Origin of the sequence: Streptomyces sp. NPDC048196 (assembly GCF_040652715.1) — a bacterium.
Classification (GTDB): domain Bacteria; phylum Actinomycetota; class Actinomycetes; order Streptomycetales; family Streptomycetaceae; genus Streptomyces; species Streptomyces siderophoricus.
The window spans coordinates 39,853-55,129 of the sequence record NZ_JBEZMM010000026.1; the positions used below are offsets into that span (position 1 = coordinate 39,853).

Genomic DNA, 15,277 nt, shown 5'->3' on the forward strand with positions numbered 1-15,277 from the left:
CCGGAAGAATCGTTTCTACGGCCATGAGCGCACCCACCTCCGGCACCGTCGCAGGTCACGGTCACACGTTCCTCCCCCGTCCCGCGGCCACGCCACGCTGGATCACCGCGGAAATCGCCCGGCAGACCCCCGTCTACGCCTCGCTGGTGCGCCTGTGGACGGAGCGCGCGGCCACGGTACCCGGAGTCGCCGATCCGGAGTGGCAGCGGCTGATCTCCTACCGGGCCCTGATGGAGGAGACCGAGACCGCGCTCACCGCGCTGCGGCCGCACCGTGCGCCCGACGTGCTGCCGCCCCGGCGGTCGGTGCCGGCGGCCCGGCCCGCGCACCAGGACGCCTGAGCCACCGCGGGCGGGACGCCGGGCGGGCGGAGAGCGCGTGCGATCCGCGGTGTTGACGCCGGATCCCGCGCGGCCGCCGGGCCTCACCGCAGGGTGTAGCCCCCGTCCGGGTAGAGCGTCGAGCCGGTCATGTAGCGGTTGGTGAAGAGGAACAGCACCGCGTGCGCGATCTCGTCCTCGGTGCCGAGCCGGTGCAGCAGGGTGTCCCTGGTGTACTGCGCGAAGGCGGCCTCGCGGTCCTGGGCCGGGCGCCCGGCCCAGAGATTGCCGTCGACGGTGCCGGGCGAGACGACGTTGACGCGGACCGGGGCGAGTTCGACGGCCAGGCCACGGGCGAGTCCCTCGATCGCGGCGTTGCACGCGGCGTAGGCGGGCGCGGGCGCCGGGGGCCGGGCGCCCGCGGCGCCGGACATCAGCACCACCGAGCCGTCCTGGGACAGCAGCGGTGCCGCGTGCTTGGCGACGTGGTACTGGCCCCAGAACTTGGAGGTGAAGGGGCTCGCCGCGTCCTCGTCGCTGAGCTCGCGCATCGGGCCGACGCGGTAGTCCGCGGCGGTGGTGAAGACGTGGTCGACGCGGTCGAGCGGGCCGAAGAAGGCGGCGACGGAACCGGGGTCGGTCACCTCGACCGGGTGCCAGTCGGCGGCGTCGCCGAGCGCGTCGGCCGCGGCGGCGAGCTTGTCGGGCGTACGGCCGCCGAGGACGACCCGGGCGCCGGCCGCGACGGCCCGGTGGGCGACGCGCAGTCCGATGCCGCTTGCGCCGCCTATGAGGACGACGACCCGGCCGCGCAGCTCGTCGCCCCGTGGCGGCTCGCCCGGGGGCGGCGGTGCGGCGCCGGGGGTGGTGGACGGGAGCGGCATGGGCGGTCCTTTCCTCATCGGGTCCGGGGCCGGACCGGGCAGACGCATGATCAGGAATCCGAACGCCGCCCGCCTCCGGAACATTCCGCTCCGCTCACGTCATGATTCCGCCAGGAGCCGGAGCGCCGCTGCACGGCGTCCGGGACGGCAGCCACCACGAACTGATGAGGGCTTGAGATGTCGAAACCACCGCTTCCCGCTTCCGCCACCACGATGCTGGCCAAGCGCAACCCGTCGGTGATCACCACCCTGCGGTCCGACGGCCAGCCGGTGTCCACCGCGACCTGGTACCTCTGGGACGACGGCCGGGTGCTGGTCAACATGGACGAGGGCCGCAGGCGGCTCCAGCACCTGCGCGACGATCCGCGGGTGACGCTGACCGTGCTCGACGAGGGCAACTGGTACACCCATCTGACCCTGATCGGGCGGGTGGCCGAGCTCCGCGACGACGAGCAGCTGACCGACATCGACCGGCTGGCACAGCGCTATCTGGGCAAGCCGTATCCGCAGCGGGACCGGCGCCGGGTCAGTGCCTGGATCGAGGTCGAGCGCTGGCACGGCTGGGGCAGTCTGAAGGACAGCAGTCAGGCCGGTTGAGGGCGCGGCCGGTCGGCCGGCCCGGTGGGTCCGGCCGTCAGCCGGTGCGCTGCTCCTGGAGCCGGGCGGCGACGGTGGCGACGTCGTCGGCGATGGCCAGGACGCCGTTGATGTCCGGTGCCGAGGCGCCGTTGACACCGGCGAAGAAGACGTCGAACCGGCCCTTGCCGCGGTCCAGATAGCCGGCGACGGTCTCGGCCCCCACGGCGATCCGGTCGTTGAGGTCGTCGGCGCCGGCCACGGTCCCGGTCTTGGCGAAGACCTTGCCGCGGGCGGGGCAGTGCCGGCAGTTGTCCGCGAGGGAGCCGTCGACGCCCAGGACGGGCAGCGCCTCGCGGAAGCGCCGCGCCTCGGAGGTGCGCTGCCAGTACGTCAGGATCTGGGCCAGGGCACGGGGGGTGGTCCGGTCGGCCGGGTTGCCGCCCCGGCCGTCGGCGAGCTGGACGGCCCGGCGGTCGACCCCGGCCCGGTCGAGGAACGCGGCGAGCACGGGGAACCCGTCCTGGCAGTCGGTGCTCCCCTTGTGGATGGCCATCAGGCAGATCGCGAGGTTCGCGCCGAGGTTGTGGCTGACCTTGAGGATGAGTTCGGCGTACTCGGCGTAGGGCGGGGAGGTGTAGCGGGCCACCGCGGTGGCGCCCCGGTAGGAACGGGGCAGCCGGGCGGCCGGGTTGGGGCCGACGGACGGAGCGGTGACCTGGACACCGGCCCGGGCCAGCGCCTCGATCAGGGCGGTGCGGCCGAAGGCGTCGGGGTCCTTGACGGGGGCGATGCGCAGGACGGGCGCGGAGCCGGCGGGGATGGTGCCGGTCAGCCGGATGCGGGTGCCGTCGGGGGAGGTCGTGACGGTGATGTCGGCGGGCCGGCCGGCCGCGACGGTGCGGACGGCGGAGGTGACCCGGTAGGGCGCGACCTTGGGGCGCACCTCCAGGCCGGCGGGGGCGCCCGGGCCGCTGCCGGGAGTGGTGAGCAGGTCGATGACGTTGTCGTTGACGATGAGCGGGGTGGGCACGGGGTCGAGTGCGGGGTCGGGGCGGAACAGCCGCGGGTCGACGACCACATCGCCGACGACCCGCCGGATGCCCGCCGCCCGTACCTGCCGGGCGAGTTGGTCGAGGCCGGCCAGCGGGTTCTGCGGGGTGAGGGTGGCTCCGGGGATGTCGTTGGCGTAGGTGTGGTCGATGGTGGTGTAGGCGACGGTGCCGTTCCTGCGGGTCCGGCCGCCGAGGGTCAGATCACCCTGGGCGACCAGGTCGAGGTCGCCCCGGAGGGTGCCGTTGCGGCGCTGTCCGACGGCGTACACCGGGGTGACGAAGCGGTGGCCGCTGCCGAGGGTGTGCCAGGCGCCGCTGACACTGAAGAGCTTCGCGGTGGATCCGGGCAGGAAGAACTGGTCGGCGTAGCGGGACCGGATCACCTTGCCGGTGCGCGGGTTCTGCTGGAACAGGCCCCACCGGGCGTGCCGGTAGGGGGGTTTGCGCAGGACGGCGGCGCTGCGCGGGTCGAGTCCGCCCTGGTCGGCGGGGGCGCGGGTGACGGCGCCGGTGGGCCTGCCCGTGGGCGTCGGCGGTGTCTCCCGGACGAGACCGGTGAGGACGATGCCGGCGGACAGCAGGAGGGCGGTGGCGACGAGGGTGCGCCGGCGGTTCCTGCTGCGGATGGCGGATGGTGACATGCAGACTCCGTGGACAGGGGCGCGGACCGCCGCCGGTTGGGCATGCAGGAGGCCCGGGAGGTGTGTTTCCCGGGCCTCCTGCGCGTGACTGCCTGAGGGGGGTCAGAGGAGCCCGAGCAGGCCGAGGCCCAGCAGGCCGCCGCGGCCGTAGCCGTCGCGGCCGTAACCGTCGCGGCCGTAACCGTCGCGGCCGTAGCCACGGTCGAAGCCGTCGTATCCGTCGTTGCGGCCGTAGCCGTAGCCGTCGCGGCGGCCGTCGCGGCCGAAACCGTCGTAGCCGTCGTGGCCACCGTGCCCGAGGCGGCCCTTGCCCTTGTGCGCGCCCTTGTGGACGCCCTTGTGCCCGCCGTGGTGTCGGTTGTGGTGCCGGTTGTGGTGCCGGTTGCCGTGGTGGCCCTCCTCGCAGCGCTGCGGGGAGCACAGGGGGCTCTGGGCGCTGCTGGGGGGCGCGGTCATGGCGGTGGCGGCGCCGGCCGTCGGTACCACGAGGGCAGCCGCGGTCAGGCCGGCCACTGCGAGGCCGCGAGGGATCGAACGGAGCATGTTTCCACCTTCACTCGACTCTGCAGAAAATGAATATTCTCTGCATACGCGACGATAAGGAGGGTTTTGCCCCTTGACCTGCGACTCGCCGAGGAATCACCGGAACGCCGTACAAAATGGGTCAAACGGTACGACCAACTTCGGGTGCATTCCGGGCGCGCCCCCTCGCATCCACGCCCTCGCGACCGACCCCTCCGCGCGCCGCTCCCGTCAGCCCGTCGCCCGTCAGCCCGTCGCCCGTCAGCCCGTCACCCCGGCAGTCCGTGGCCCGTCAGTCCGTCACCCCGTCAACCCGTCGTCCCGTCAGCCGGCAGGTGCTCCAGCAGGTGTCGCAGTGCTCCGGCGGTGAGCGTGCAGACCGTGTCGGGGTCGGCGCTCGCCAGCGGCTCCTTGCCGACCACCACCCGCATCAGACCGATGCCCAGCAGCCAGGACAGCGCCAGATCGCCGCGCAGTCCGCCGTCGTCGGACGCCGAGAGGGTGGCCAGCACCTCGGCGTACTCCTCCCCCAGGCCACGCAGCGCGTCCGCGATCTCGTCGCTGCCGCCGATGGAGCGCAGGCACACCTCCAGGGAGCGGTCGGCGCCCGGCCCGCCGCCGCCGGCGAGCATGCCGCGCAGCGCGACCTCGAACAGCCGGTCGGCGGGGGTGGTCCGCAGCTGCTCCTGTCCGCCGCGCGCCATCACCTCACCGAACAGCGCCTTCTTCGTGCCGAAGTAACGGAACAGCAGGGCCTGGTTGGCACCCGCGCGGGCCGCGATGTCCCGTACCGTCGCCCGCTCGTACCCCCGCTCCGCGAACAGCTCCGCCGCGGCGTCCAGCAGTCGCCGCCGGGTGCCCTGAGCATCCCGGCGGCAGGTGCCGTCCGTGCCGTGCTGGGAGGTCTCCCCCATCGTCGCGTCACGCTCCTTTCCGTCGGCCCGTCACGATGACGGCGCCGATGCGTCGTTGACCGCTCCGGGGGAGCGGCATACCTTGTGTAAGCAGGTGCTTACACAAGGGAGGCCACCTTGACCACAGCCGACACAGCACCCCTTTCCTACCCCTTCAATGTCGCCGAGAGCCTCGACCTCTCGGACGTGTACGAGCAGGTCCGCGACCGCCCGGGGCTGCTGAAGGTGCAGCTGGCCCACGGCGAGCCGGCCTGGCTCGTCACCCGTTACGCGGAGGCCCGGTTCGTCCTCGGCGACCAGCGTTTCAGCCGTGCGGAGAGCGCCAAGCACGACGAGCCCCGGCAGTCCGAGGGCCGCCGGGACAGCGGGATCCTGGGCATGGACCCGCCGGACCACACCCGGCTGCGCACCCTGGTCGCGAAGGCCTTCACGGTCCGTCAGGTCGAGAAACTCCGGCCGCAGGTCAAGCAGTTGACCGGCGAACTGCTCGACGAGCTGGAGGCCGCCGGGCCGCCGGCCGACCTCGTGGACCGCTATGCGCTGCCCCTTCCCGTCGCGGTGATCTGCCGCCTGCTCGGCGTACCGGAGCAGGACCGCCCGAAGTTCCGGGTGTGGAGCGATGCCGCGCTGTCGACCAGCTCGCTGACGACCGAGGAGTTCGACGCCAATCAGGAGGAACTGCGTGCCTATATGCGGCAGTTGGTCGAGGAGCACCGGCGCGCTCCGCAGGACGACCTGATGACCGCGCTGATCGACGCCCGGGACACCGGCGACCGGCTCTCGGAGCTGGAACTCGTCGACCTGTGCATCGGGATCCTGGTCGCCGGGCACGAGACCACCGCCACCCAGATCCCCAACTTCGTGCTGACGCTGCTGGACCACCCGGACCAGCTGGCGCTGCTGCGCGAGCGGCCCGAGCTGATCGGCGGCGCCGTCGAGGAGTTACTGCGGTTCGTCCCGCTCGGCAGCGGCGCCGGCCAGGCCCGCTACGCGACGGAGGACATCGATGTCGGCGGCACGCTGGTGCGGGCCGGTACACCCGTGCTGGTCGCGGTCGGCGCCGCAAACCGCGACGCGCTGCGCTTCGACGCGCCCGGCACGCTGAACATCACCCGGACCGGCAACCAGCACCTCGGCTTCGGGCACGGCGTCCACCACTGCCTCGGCGCCCCGCTGGCCCGGCTGGAACTCCAGGAAGCGATCGGTGCCCTGATCACCCGCTTCCCCGGGCTCCATGTGGCCGGCGATGTCGAGTGGAAGACCCAGATGCTGGTGCGCGGCCCCCGGGTCCTGCCGGTGGGGTGGTGAGTGCGCCGATGACGTGGGAGATCGAGATCGATCCGCAGCTGTGCATGGCGTCGGGCTCGTGCGCCGCCATCGCACCGGACCTCTTCGCCCTCGACGGTGCGCACGCCCGGCCGCTGCGCGACCGGATCGAGGAGGACGAACGCGCCCTCGACGCGGCCGACGTCTGCCCCGCCATGGCGATCACCGTACGGACCCAAGGAAAGGTCCTCGGACCGCGCCCCTGAGGCGGTGGCCGCCGCACGGCACCGGTGGGGCACGGCCGGCTGCCATGCCCCACCGGTGCCGCACGGACGATGCCTCAGCCGGCCGGCGTCCACGTCGTCTCGATCCGGGCTATCTGCCCGGTTTCCAGGGCCACATAGAGCGCACCGTCGGGGCCGAACGCCAGGCCGTGCGGCTCGGCCTTGCGGTCCGGCAGGTCGTACTCCTCGATGCGGCCGTCCGGGGTGAGGTGGCCGATGCGGCCGGCGGCCCATTCGGTGAACCAGCAGCCGCCCGCGGGGCCGGCGGTGAGGGCATGCGGCCGGGCCGCGCGGTCCGGGAGGGGGAACTCGTCGATCCTGCCGTCCGTCGTGATGCGGCCGATCTGCCCCGCGCCGATCTCGACGAACCAGAGGGCGCCGTCCGTACCGCAGGTGATGCCGACCGGTCCGGCGGCCTCGGTCGGCAGCGGGTGGAGGGTGATCGCACCGTCGAGGCCGATCCGGCCGATGGCGTTGGCCTGGTGGAGCGTGAACCACAGCGCCTCGTCCGGCCCGGCGGCGAGCGCCGACGGGAACGCCCCGGTCACCGGCAGCGGGAACTCGGTCACCCGGCCGTCGCCCGGGGTCAGGCGGCCTATGCGGTCGCTGTGCATCTGCGTGAACCACAGCGCGCCGTCGGACCCGGCCGCGATGCCGAACGGGCCGCTGTCCGGGGTGGGTACGGCGAACGACGTGGCCTCGCCGGTGACCGTGATCCGCCCGATCCGGTGGTCCCGGGCCCGGGTGAACCACAGGGCGCCGTCGGGTCCGGGCGTGATGAGCGACGGCCCGCAGTCCGGCGCGTCGAGGGCGTACTCGTCGAGCCGGCCGTCGAGCGCCAGCCGCCCGATCCGGCCCGCGTGGACCAGCGTGAACCACAGCGCACCGTCGGGGCCGGCGGTGATCGCGTACGGACCGGCGGTGGCGTCGGAGACGGAGGCGACGACCGAGATGCGAGTGAGGGAGGGGGCGGGGAGGTGAGGGCTGGGGGTGGAAGGTCGGGGCACAGGTCTCCTGTTGTTGCTCATTGCTGCATGACCGCCTGGCAGTTACTGCTACTTCAGTTGCGTTAACAGCAGGATGTCATGAAGCAGCCCGCCCGGCAAGGCATTTCGAGAACCGGCCCCGGTCGCCAGTTCTGACGACCCGTCATAACGCTGACCCAGGCGTTCCCTGTCGAAGGCGGGGTGCGACGATGGGCCCGTCATGGTTGCGGGGCAGGTACTCAGGGGGCTTCGGGCCGCGGTGTTCGCCGTGGTCTGTGTGCTGCTCGCCGCGCTGGGTCACTCGGTGATGTCCGGTACGGCGGTGCCCGGGTGGATGCTGCTCACCGCCGGCGCGGCCACCACGGCCGGCGCCTGGTGCGTCGCGGGCCGGGAACGCGGGCCGCTGCTCGTCGGCCTGCTGACCGTCGGCACCCAGGCCGCCCTGCACAGTGCCTTCTCCTTCGGCCAGGCGATGGCCGGTTCGGGCGCGGGGCAGCTGCCGCTGGTCCGGCAGTGGGCGGACAGCCTGCTGTGCGGCGCCGAGGAACTGCCGGTCTCCGGGGGCGATACCGCGGAGATGATGCGGCTGATGCACCGCCAGATGGCCGCGGTGCCCGGGACGTCCGGCGGCACGCACGACATGGCCGGGATGGCGGGCATGCCGGGGATGCCGGGCATGGCGGGGATGGCGCATCCGGACGGGGCGGGGCACGGCAGCGCGGCCGGCATGCTGGCGGCCCACCTCCTCGTGGCGCTGCTCAGCGCCTGGTGGCTGTGGGGCGGTGAGCGGGCCGCCTTCCGTCTCGTCCGGAGCGTGTCGGCCCGTGTGTTCGCGCCACTGGCGCTGGTGCTGCGGATCGTGCTGCCCGACGCGCCGCCCGCCGTACGTGCCGTCCGTCAGGAGCCGCGCCGGGCCGTGCGCACGCTCCTGCTGGCCCACGTGATGTCGCTGCGGGGCCCGCCGCATGAGCCGGCTGTCCGCTGACAGCACGGTCGAATTCCCGAGCCGGGGACGGGCGCCGGGCGCTCAGGTCCCCGCTCCGACTTCACCGGTCACCGCCGCGTTGCGGTGACCGGGTCATGCGAAGGACTCCAGATGATCAATCGTGTCCGGATGCCGGTGGCGACGCCGCCCGTGTCCATGGCCGTCGCACGGGGCGCCCAGGCGGCCTCAGCCCGCGGCCGCTCCTCCGTCACTCCCCTCCTGGTGGGCGCGTGCGGCCCCGCCCGGCCGTACGGGCCGCGACCGCAGCCCGGCGAGCAGCGCCTCGACGGTCGCCGGGTCGCCCCCGGCCGCCGCGCTCGCGTGCGCGACCCGCACCGACAGGGCACGCGCCTGTGCCTCGAAGCGCCGGCAGTCGGCGCAGCCGGCGAGATGCTCGTCGAGCAGGCGTGGCGTCAGGCCGGGTGGCAGCTCCTCCCCGTCGAGACGGGCGGAGAGGGCCGTACGGAGGGGCGCGCAGTGCATACCGCCATCCTCTCCGACGCGCGGACCGGCGGCGAGGGGCGGTCGCGGAATGCGGGATGACGAGGCGGTGACCGGCTGGGCGCTGGCCGCCCGGACCGGTGACGAGCGGGCCGTCGAGCAGTTCGTCCGGGCCACCCAGCTCGACGTGCGGCGCTATGTGACGCATCTCAGCGGCGATCCACAGGCCACCGACGACCTGGTACAGGACACCTATGTGCGGGCGCTGCGCAGTCTGCCGCGGTTCGAGGGCCGGTCGTCGGCCCGGACCTGGCTGTTGACCATCGCCCGGCGGGTGGTGGCGGACCGGTTCCGGTCGCATGCGGTGCGGCCCCGGCTGGCCGCGACCGACGACTGGCAGGCGGCGGCCGAGCGGGTGCAGCCGCGCGGGGTGCCCGGCTTCGACGAGGGCATCGCGCTGACCGGGCTGCTGGCGGCGCTGGCACCGGAGCGGCGGGAGGCGTTCCTGCTCACCCAGGTGCTGGGCCTGCCGTATGCGGCGGCCGCCGGGGTGATGGGCTGTCCGGTCGGGACCGTGCGGTCCCGGGTGGCGCGGGCCCGGGAGACGCTGGTGGCGCTGCTGGCGGAGGCGGAAATGCCGGAGCCGGCCGAACGACCGGGGGCGCTCGCGGGCGCGGTGGCCTGAGGCCGGGCCGCGCCCGCCACGCCGAGGGGGCTCAGGGACGGGCGCGGCCGGTCCCCGGGCCCCCTTCCGTGCGGAGTTCACCGGGGCGTACGGCGGTGGCCCGTACGGTCCGTGGGGGGCTGTCGCGGAAGTGCAGGGTGAGGGTGAGCCGGTCGCCGGGGGTGAGCCGCGGCGGCGGGCTGATCATGATGTCCAGGGTGGTCGGCGTCATCCGCAGGGTGCCGCCGGCCGGGACGGCGGCGGTGGGGACCATGGCCATGCTGCGGGCGTTGTGGCCGATGTCGACGGAGCGGCCGAGCATCGCCCGGTGCCCCTCGGGGCCGGTGACGCCGGTCAGTACGTCGTCCGCGCCGCCGGTGTTGCGGACGGTGACGAACGCGGCGGTGGCCTCGGGGCCGGACGGGACCAGCACCCGGCCGTCGGTGACCGTCAGCCGGGCCGGGGTGCCGGCCCGGCCCGCCGCCGTCCAGGCGGTGAGGGCGCCGAGGGTCGCCAGGCAGGTGAGCAGCGGTACGGCGACGGTGGCCGCGGGCAGCCGTGTCATGCGGTCTCCCGGTGTGCGGTGGGGGTGCGGCGGCCGGTGCCGCCGGGGCCCGGCCGGGCCGGGCCGCCGCCGGGCTGCCAGGCGCGCAGCCGGAGGCTGTTGCCGACGACGAGCAGCGAGCTGGCGGACATCGCGGCGGCGGCGAGCATCGGGTTGAGCAGGCCGACGGCGGCGAGCGGCACGGTGACCAGGTTGTAGCCGAAGGCCCAGACGAGGTTGGCCCGGATGGTGCCCAGGGTGCGCCGGGCCAGGCGTACCGCGTCGGCGACGGCCTGGAGGTCCTCGCGGACGAGGGTGACGTCCGCGGCGCCGATCGCGGCGTCGGTGCCGCTGCCCATGGCGATGCCGAGGTCGGCGAGTGCCAGGGCGGCCGCGTCGTTGACGCCGTCGCCGACCACCGCGACCCGGGCGCCCTGCTGCTGGAGGGTGGTGACGAGGGCGGCCTTGTCCTCGGGCGTCACGTCGGCGTGCAGTTCGGTGATGGCGAGGTGGCCGGCGACCGCGCGGGCGGTGGCGGCGCGGTCGCCGGTGGCCAGGACCGGGCGCAGGCCCAGCCGGCGCAGGTGGTCGACGGCGCGGTAGCTGTCGGGGCGCAGGGCGTCGCCGACCGCGAGGACGGCCTCGGGGGTGCCGTCGACGGTGACCAGGACGGCGGTGTGACCGGCGGTTCCGGCGTCGCGCACCGCGTCCGCGAGCGGGGCCGGCAGGCCGGCCGGGTCGCCGGGCCGGGCGACCTCGACCCGGTGCCCGTCCGTGGTGCCGCGTACGCCGTGGCCGGGCAGGGCGGTGAACTCGCGGACGGCGGGCAGGGGTTGGCCGGGGTCCCGGTCGTGGGCGCAGGCGGTGACGGCGCGGGCCAGCGGGTGTTCCGAGCCCTGTTCGACGCCGGCCGCCAGGCGCAGGGCGGTGTCCGGGCCGAGTCCGTCGGTGCGGGCGGTGACGGCGGTGACGGTCATCCGGCCGGTGGTCAGGGTGCCGGTCTTGTCGAGGACGACGGTGTCGATCCGGCGCAGCCGTTCCAGCGCCTGCGGGCCGCGGACCAGGATGCCGAGCTGGGCGCCGCGGCCGGTGGCCGCGAGCAGGGCGGTCGGGGTGGCCAGGCCCAGGGCGCACGGGCAGGCCACGACGAGGACGGCGACCGCGGCGGTGACCGCGGCCTGCGGGTCGGCCCCGGCGCCGAGCCAGAAGCCCAGGACGCTGACCGAGACGGTCAGCACCGCGGGGACGAAGACCGCGGCCACCGCGTCGGCCAGCCGCTGGATCCGGGTCTTGCCGGTCTGGGCGTCCTCGACGAGCCGGGTGATCCGGGCGAGTTGGGTGTCGGCACCGACCGCGTCGGCCCGTACCTCCAGCAGGCCGCCGGAGTTGACCGCGCCGCCGACCACCGTCGAGCCCGGGCCGACCTCGACCGGGCGGCTCTCGCCGGTGATCAGGGCCAGGTCCAGGGCGGAACCGCCCTCGACGACGGTGCCGTCGGTGGCGACCCGCTCCCCGGGCCGGACCAGGAAGTGGTCGCCGGCCCGCAGTTGCTCCACCGGGATGCGGCGCTCCTCCCCCGCCACCCGTACCGCGACGTCCTTGGCGGCGAGTTCGGCCAGCGCCCGCAGCGCGGCGCCGGTGCCGCGCCGGGCCCTGGCCTCCATGTGCCGCCCGGCCAGCACGAACAGCGGTACGCCGACGGCGGCTTCGAGGTAGAGGTGGGCTTGGCCGTCACCCGCGGCGGGCAGCAGGCTGAACGGCATCGTCATGCCGGGGGCGCCCGCCCCGCCGAGGAACAGCGCCCACGCCGACCAGCCGAAGGACGCGGCGACGCCGAGCGAGACCAGGGTGTCCATGGTGGCGGCGCCGTGCCGCAGTCCGCGCAGCGCACGGGCGTGGAAGGGGGCGGCGCCCCATACGGCGACCGGGGCGGCGAGCACGAAGCACAGCCACTGCCAGTGGCGGAACTGCCAGCCGGGCACCATCGACAGGACGAGAACGGGCAGCGAGAGCACGGCGGTGACCAGCAGCCGGTGGCGGGCACCGGGGGCGTCGGCGTCCGGCGGGGTCGGCCGGTGCTCGCCGTCCGGGGGTTGCGGCAGCTCCGGTTCCGGTGGCTGCGCGGTGAAACCGGCCGCCTCGACGGTGGTGATGAGGTCGCCGACGGACACCGCTTCCGGGTGCTGGACGGTGGCCCGGCCGGTCGCCAGGTTGACCGAGGCCGCGACGCCGTCCAGCCGGCCGAGTTTCCGCTCGACCCGGCCCACGCAGGCGGCGCAGGTCATCCCGCCGATGGTGAGGGTGGTCGTACGGGCGGTCATCGCGGTGCCCCCACGATGAGCGGGCGGGGCGCGGGGGCGCCCATCCCGGGCATACCGCCCATGTCTCCGTGGTCGGCGGGAGGCTGGTCGCCGCCGCGGGTGCCGCCGGCCGGGTGCAGGCCCGGGGCGACCGGGCCGGCGAGCGTACCGGCCGCGTAGGACAGGGCGAAGAGGACGGCCAGCAGGGCGATGAATCCGAGCACCGGCCGGGCGGGCAGCGAACGGGCGGCGGCGGTGCGGTGCGGGGGCCGACGGCGGTCGGCCGGAGAACGGGACATCGCGTCATCGTGGCAGGTGGACGCGGCGTGCAGCGGCCGATCGGGGGGCCTTTGGCACGTGAGGTTCGTCCTGTCCCGGCACCGGAACCCGGTGGTGTCGCCGGCCGACTAACTGGGTTTGCGCGCACCCCCGTTCGCCCTCCGCCGCTCCCCGCTTCCGCCGGATTCGTCGGCGTACGACGGGAACTCGACGCGTCCGGCGACCGACCTCTCCCACGCCGTGCCGTTCGCGCACGGCGGTCACCGGTCAGTGCCGTGGAGGAAACACCCATGTCCAGATTGCCCGAGCCCGTCGAGCTCTACGGGGCGGACCACACCCGAGATCCGTATCCGCTCTACGCCGAGCTGCGGGAGCGCGGCCCGGTGCACCGGGTGCGGTTCCCCAGCGGGGTGTGCGCCTGGCTCGTCACCGGGTACGAGGCCGCCCATCAGGCGCTGACCGACCCGCGGTTGGGCAAACACCACTCCCGGGGCAACGCGGCCTGGCGGGCCCGCGCCTCGATCATGCCCGAGCCGCAGCACTCCCAGCTCCAGGTGCATCTGCTGCACCAGGACCCGCCCCGGCACACCGCGCTGCGCCGGCTGCTCACCGACACCTTCGCCCCGTCGCGCGTCGAGGCGCTCCGGCCCCGGTTCCAGGAGCGGGCCGAGGCCCTGCTCGACGGGCTGCCGGAGAGCGGCACCACGGACCTCGTCGAGACCTTCGCGGCCCGCTTCCCCTTCCAGGACCTCGCCGAAGTGATCGGCCTGCCGGAGGAGTTGGCGAACGGCTTCGACCGGGACTGGGGGAAGGTGGTCCAGCCGGTGGGGCCCACGGACCCGGGCCGGCCGGCGTACGAGGCGCGGCTGCGCGGGCTGCAGCGGTACATCGCCGGCCTGGTCGCGCACAAGCGCCGGGAGCGGGGCACGGATCTGCTGTCCCGGCTGGTGGCCGCGTGCGACGACGGCCGGATCGAGCCGGCGGAGCTGGATTCGATGATCTTCCAGCTGCTGGTGGCCGGGCAGGAACCGGTCACGAACCAGATCAGCACGGCCCTGGTCGCCCTGCTGCGCCATCCGCGGCAGCTCGCCGAGCTGGCCGCCCGTCCGGAGCTGCTGCCGCGTGCGGTCGAGGAACTGCTGCGGTACGACAGTGCCTTCGAGCTGACGACCTGGCGGTTCTTCGCCGAGGACGCCGATCTGCACGGGACCCGGGTGCCGGCCGGCGACTCGGTCATCGTGTCGCTGTGCGCGGCGAACCGGGACCCGCGCCGGTTCGCCGACGCCGACCGCCTCGATCTCGGCCGCTCCCCCCGGTCGCATCTGGCCTTCGGCCACGGCATCCACTTCTGCCCCGGTGCCGCGCTCGCCCGGATCGAGCTCGGGATCGCCCTGGAGACGCTGCTGCGACGGCTGCCCGGGCTCCGGCTCGCCACCTCGGACGACCAACTGGCCTGGATCCCGGCGGTGTTGGCGCGGGGCGTCGACCGGCTGCCGGTGGCGTACGGGGCCGGCGAGGACACCGGCGGGGCGGCCTCCGGGGGCGGTTGCCCGTTCACCGCGGGGCGGTTCGCGGGCGGGGCGGCCGCCGCGTGCTGACCCACCCCGAGGGTGTGCTGCCCGCCCGGCCCGACGCCGCCCCGCCGCCCGCCGACCCCGGGGCGGTGTGCGCGGCGGTGCTCACGGTTCTCCTGCCGTACCGGCGGATGCTGGACCCCGCGGGCGGGGACCGGCCGGAGGCGTTCCCCGAGCAGCACCGGCAGCTCATGGGCCCGGTGGCGGCGGGCCGGCCGATCGTGTTCACGCTCCCGGGCTTCCCCTGCAAGTCGCCGAACCCGGCCAAGGTGCTCGGCCCGCTCCCCGACGAGGGCGAGCGGCTGGCCCTGCGCTTCCTGGACGCGCTCTGCGCCCGGATCGAGGCCGTCCACCCGCCCGGCGCGCGGGTGATCATCTGCTCCGACGGGCATGTCTTCAGCGACCTCGTCCACGTCCCCGACCGCACCGTCGACGCCTACGGTGACGCGCTGCGCGCCCTGATCCGGGCCGAGGGACTGACCCGGCTGGACGTGTTCGACCTGCGGGCGGTGTACGGCCCGGGGCTGTCGTACGACGCCCTGCGGGCGCTGGTCGACGAACGGCACGCCCCCACGCTGGAGGCGCTGCGCGCGCAGACCCGCAGCCACGAGCCGACCCGCCGGCTGTACCAGGGCACCACCCGGTTCCTCTTCGAGGACACCGCCGCGTTCGCCGGCACCCGTTCGGCCCTGCAGCGCGACTGCCGCCGGCGCGCGTACGGCGTGATGCGGCGCAGCCGGGCCTGGGGCGAGCTGGTCGGCCGCCATCACCCGGGCGCGGTCCGGCTGTCGATCCATCCGCAGCCGCGCGGCTCGGCGAAGTTCGGGATCCGGCTGCTGGCGGCGCCGGACGTCTGGCTGACGCCCTGGCACTCGTGCGTGCTGGAACACCCGGACGGCAGGCGGGAGTTGCGGCACCGGGTGGAGGCCGAGCGGCTCGGGCGGCCGGTGCTCCGGGACGGCCGGCCGAGCCACTTCGTGGCGGCGGGGTGAGGGGAGGGGAGGGCGGTCGGTGCGACCTCCCTCCCCCGTCTGTTGCCCCT

The 15,277-nt window shown here is 74.8% G+C and carries 17 protein-coding genes; 8 read left to right on the forward strand and 9 right to left on the reverse strand.

The annotated features are described in order from the left end of the window. Nucleotides 1-23 precede the first annotated feature (23 nt). Nucleotides 24-341, forward strand: coding sequence for a hypothetical protein (locus tag AB0E02_RS23780; protein WP_362142404.1), 318 nt, complete (start codon nt 24-26; stop codon nt 339-341). Nucleotides 342-424: 83 nt separating this feature from the next. Here AB0E02_RS23780 and AB0E02_RS23785 read toward each other — a convergent pair whose 3' ends face one another. Then, nucleotides 425-1,204 carry an SDR family oxidoreductase gene (locus AB0E02_RS23785; RefSeq protein ID WP_362142406.1) on the reverse strand — a complete coding sequence of 260 codons (780 nt, stop codon included), beginning with the start codon at nt 1,202-1,204 and terminating at the stop codon, nt 425-427. A 177-nt stretch (nt 1,205-1,381) separates the two neighbouring features. On the opposite strand from AB0E02_RS23785, the gene AB0E02_RS23790 reads away from it, so the two are divergent. Further along, on the forward strand, nt 1,382-1,801 hold the full coding sequence (locus AB0E02_RS23790) for a PPOX class F420-dependent oxidoreductase (RefSeq protein ID WP_362142408.1): 420 nt from the start codon (nt 1,382-1,384) through the stop codon (nt 1,799-1,801). Nucleotides 1,802-1,838: 37 nt separating this feature from the next. On the opposite strand, the gene dacB is transcribed toward AB0E02_RS23790, so the two are convergent. The 3 genes from dacB to AB0E02_RS23805 all read right to left on the reverse strand — a co-directional run bounded on the left by dacB (nt 1,839) and on the right by AB0E02_RS23805 (nt 4,912). Next, the gene (gene dacB, locus AB0E02_RS23795; protein WP_362142410.1) at nt 1,839-3,476 is read right to left on the reverse strand and encodes a D-alanyl-D-alanine carboxypeptidase/D-alanyl-D-alanine-endopeptidase; all 1,638 of its coding nucleotides are present in this window, start codon (nt 3,474-3,476) and stop codon (nt 1,839-1,841) included. A 102-nt stretch (nt 3,477-3,578) separates the two neighbouring features. Next, nucleotides 3,579-4,019: a hypothetical protein gene (locus AB0E02_RS23800; protein ID WP_362142412.1), complete on the reverse strand. Its 441-nt coding sequence runs from the start codon at nt 4,017-4,019 to the stop codon at nt 3,579-3,581. A gap of 287 nt (nt 4,020-4,306) precedes the next feature. Continuing rightward, nucleotides 4,307-4,912 carry a TetR family transcriptional regulator gene (locus AB0E02_RS23805; RefSeq protein WP_362142414.1) on the reverse strand — a complete coding sequence of 202 codons (606 nt, stop codon included), beginning with the start codon at nt 4,910-4,912 and terminating at the stop codon, nt 4,307-4,309. Between the two features lie 117 nt (nt 4,913-5,029). Here AB0E02_RS23805 and AB0E02_RS23810 point away from each other — a divergent pair, with 117 nt between their 5' ends. Both AB0E02_RS23810 and AB0E02_RS23815 read left to right on the forward strand, forming a co-directional pair. Next, entirely contained in the window at nt 5,030-6,220 is a 1,191-nt protein-coding gene (locus tag AB0E02_RS23810; RefSeq protein WP_362142416.1) for a cytochrome P450, read from the forward strand. Between the two features lie 8 nt (nt 6,221-6,228). Beyond that, nucleotides 6,229-6,444, forward strand: coding sequence for a ferredoxin (locus AB0E02_RS23815; RefSeq protein WP_362142418.1), 216 nt, complete (start codon nt 6,229-6,231; stop codon nt 6,442-6,444). A gap of 74 nt (nt 6,445-6,518) precedes the next feature. On the opposite strand, the gene AB0E02_RS23820 is transcribed toward AB0E02_RS23815, so the two are convergent. Beyond that, nucleotides 6,519-7,415, reverse strand: coding sequence for a virginiamycin B lyase (locus AB0E02_RS23820; RefSeq protein ID WP_362142503.1), 897 nt, complete (start codon nt 7,413-7,415; stop codon nt 6,519-6,521). Between the two features lie 253 nt (nt 7,416-7,668). On the opposite strand from AB0E02_RS23820, the gene AB0E02_RS23825 reads away from it, so the two are divergent. After that, the gene (locus AB0E02_RS23825; protein ID WP_362142420.1) at nt 7,669-8,433 is read left to right on the forward strand and encodes a PE-PGRS family protein; all 765 of its coding nucleotides are present in this window, start codon (nt 7,669-7,671) and stop codon (nt 8,431-8,433) included. 186 nt (nt 8,434-8,619) lie between these two features. Here AB0E02_RS23825 and AB0E02_RS23830 read toward each other — a convergent pair whose 3' ends face one another. Beyond that, complete coding sequence (locus AB0E02_RS23830; protein WP_362142422.1) at nt 8,620-8,916, reverse strand: zf-HC2 domain-containing protein; 297 nt, start codon at nt 8,914-8,916, stop codon at nt 8,620-8,622. Nucleotides 8,917-8,965: 49 nt separating this feature from the next. On the opposite strand from AB0E02_RS23830, the gene AB0E02_RS23835 reads away from it, so the two are divergent. After that, nucleotides 8,966-9,559 carry a sigma-70 family RNA polymerase sigma factor gene (locus tag AB0E02_RS23835; RefSeq protein WP_362142424.1) on the forward strand — a complete coding sequence of 198 codons (594 nt, stop codon included), beginning with the start codon at nt 8,966-8,968 and terminating at the stop codon, nt 9,557-9,559. Between the two features lie 31 nt (nt 9,560-9,590). Here the strand turns inward: AB0E02_RS23835 and AB0E02_RS23840 are convergent, their stop codons facing one another. From AB0E02_RS23840 to AB0E02_RS23850, 3 genes are read right to left on the reverse strand one after another with little or no spacing between them, the layout of a single operon-like run. Next, nucleotides 9,591-10,103, reverse strand: coding sequence for a copper chaperone PCu(A)C (locus AB0E02_RS23840; protein WP_362142426.1), 513 nt, complete (start codon nt 10,101-10,103; stop codon nt 9,591-9,593). After that, nucleotides 10,100-12,403 carry a heavy metal translocating P-type ATPase gene (locus tag AB0E02_RS23845; protein WP_362142428.1) on the reverse strand — a complete coding sequence of 768 codons (2,304 nt, stop codon included), beginning with the start codon at nt 12,401-12,403 and terminating at the stop codon, nt 10,100-10,102. Before AB0E02_RS23845 ends, AB0E02_RS23840 begins: the two co-directional genes overlap by 4 nt. Further along, nucleotides 12,400-12,681: a hypothetical protein gene (locus AB0E02_RS23850; protein WP_362142430.1), complete on the reverse strand. Its 282-nt coding sequence runs from the start codon at nt 12,679-12,681 to the stop codon at nt 12,400-12,402. The genes AB0E02_RS23845 and AB0E02_RS23850 overlap by 4 nt, the downstream gene beginning before the upstream one ends. Before the next feature lie 270 nt (nt 12,682-12,951). Between AB0E02_RS23850 and AB0E02_RS23855 the strand changes: the two genes are divergently transcribed. Further along, complete coding sequence (locus tag AB0E02_RS23855) at nt 12,952-14,259, forward strand: cytochrome P450 (RefSeq protein WP_362142432.1); 1,308 nt, start codon at nt 12,952-12,954, stop codon at nt 14,257-14,259. Next, nucleotides 14,253-15,227: an isocyanide synthase family protein gene (locus AB0E02_RS23860; RefSeq protein WP_362142434.1), complete on the forward strand. Its 975-nt coding sequence runs from the start codon at nt 14,253-14,255 to the stop codon at nt 15,225-15,227. The genes AB0E02_RS23855 and AB0E02_RS23860 overlap by 7 nt, the downstream gene beginning before the upstream one ends. Nucleotides 15,228-15,277 lie beyond the last annotated feature (50 nt).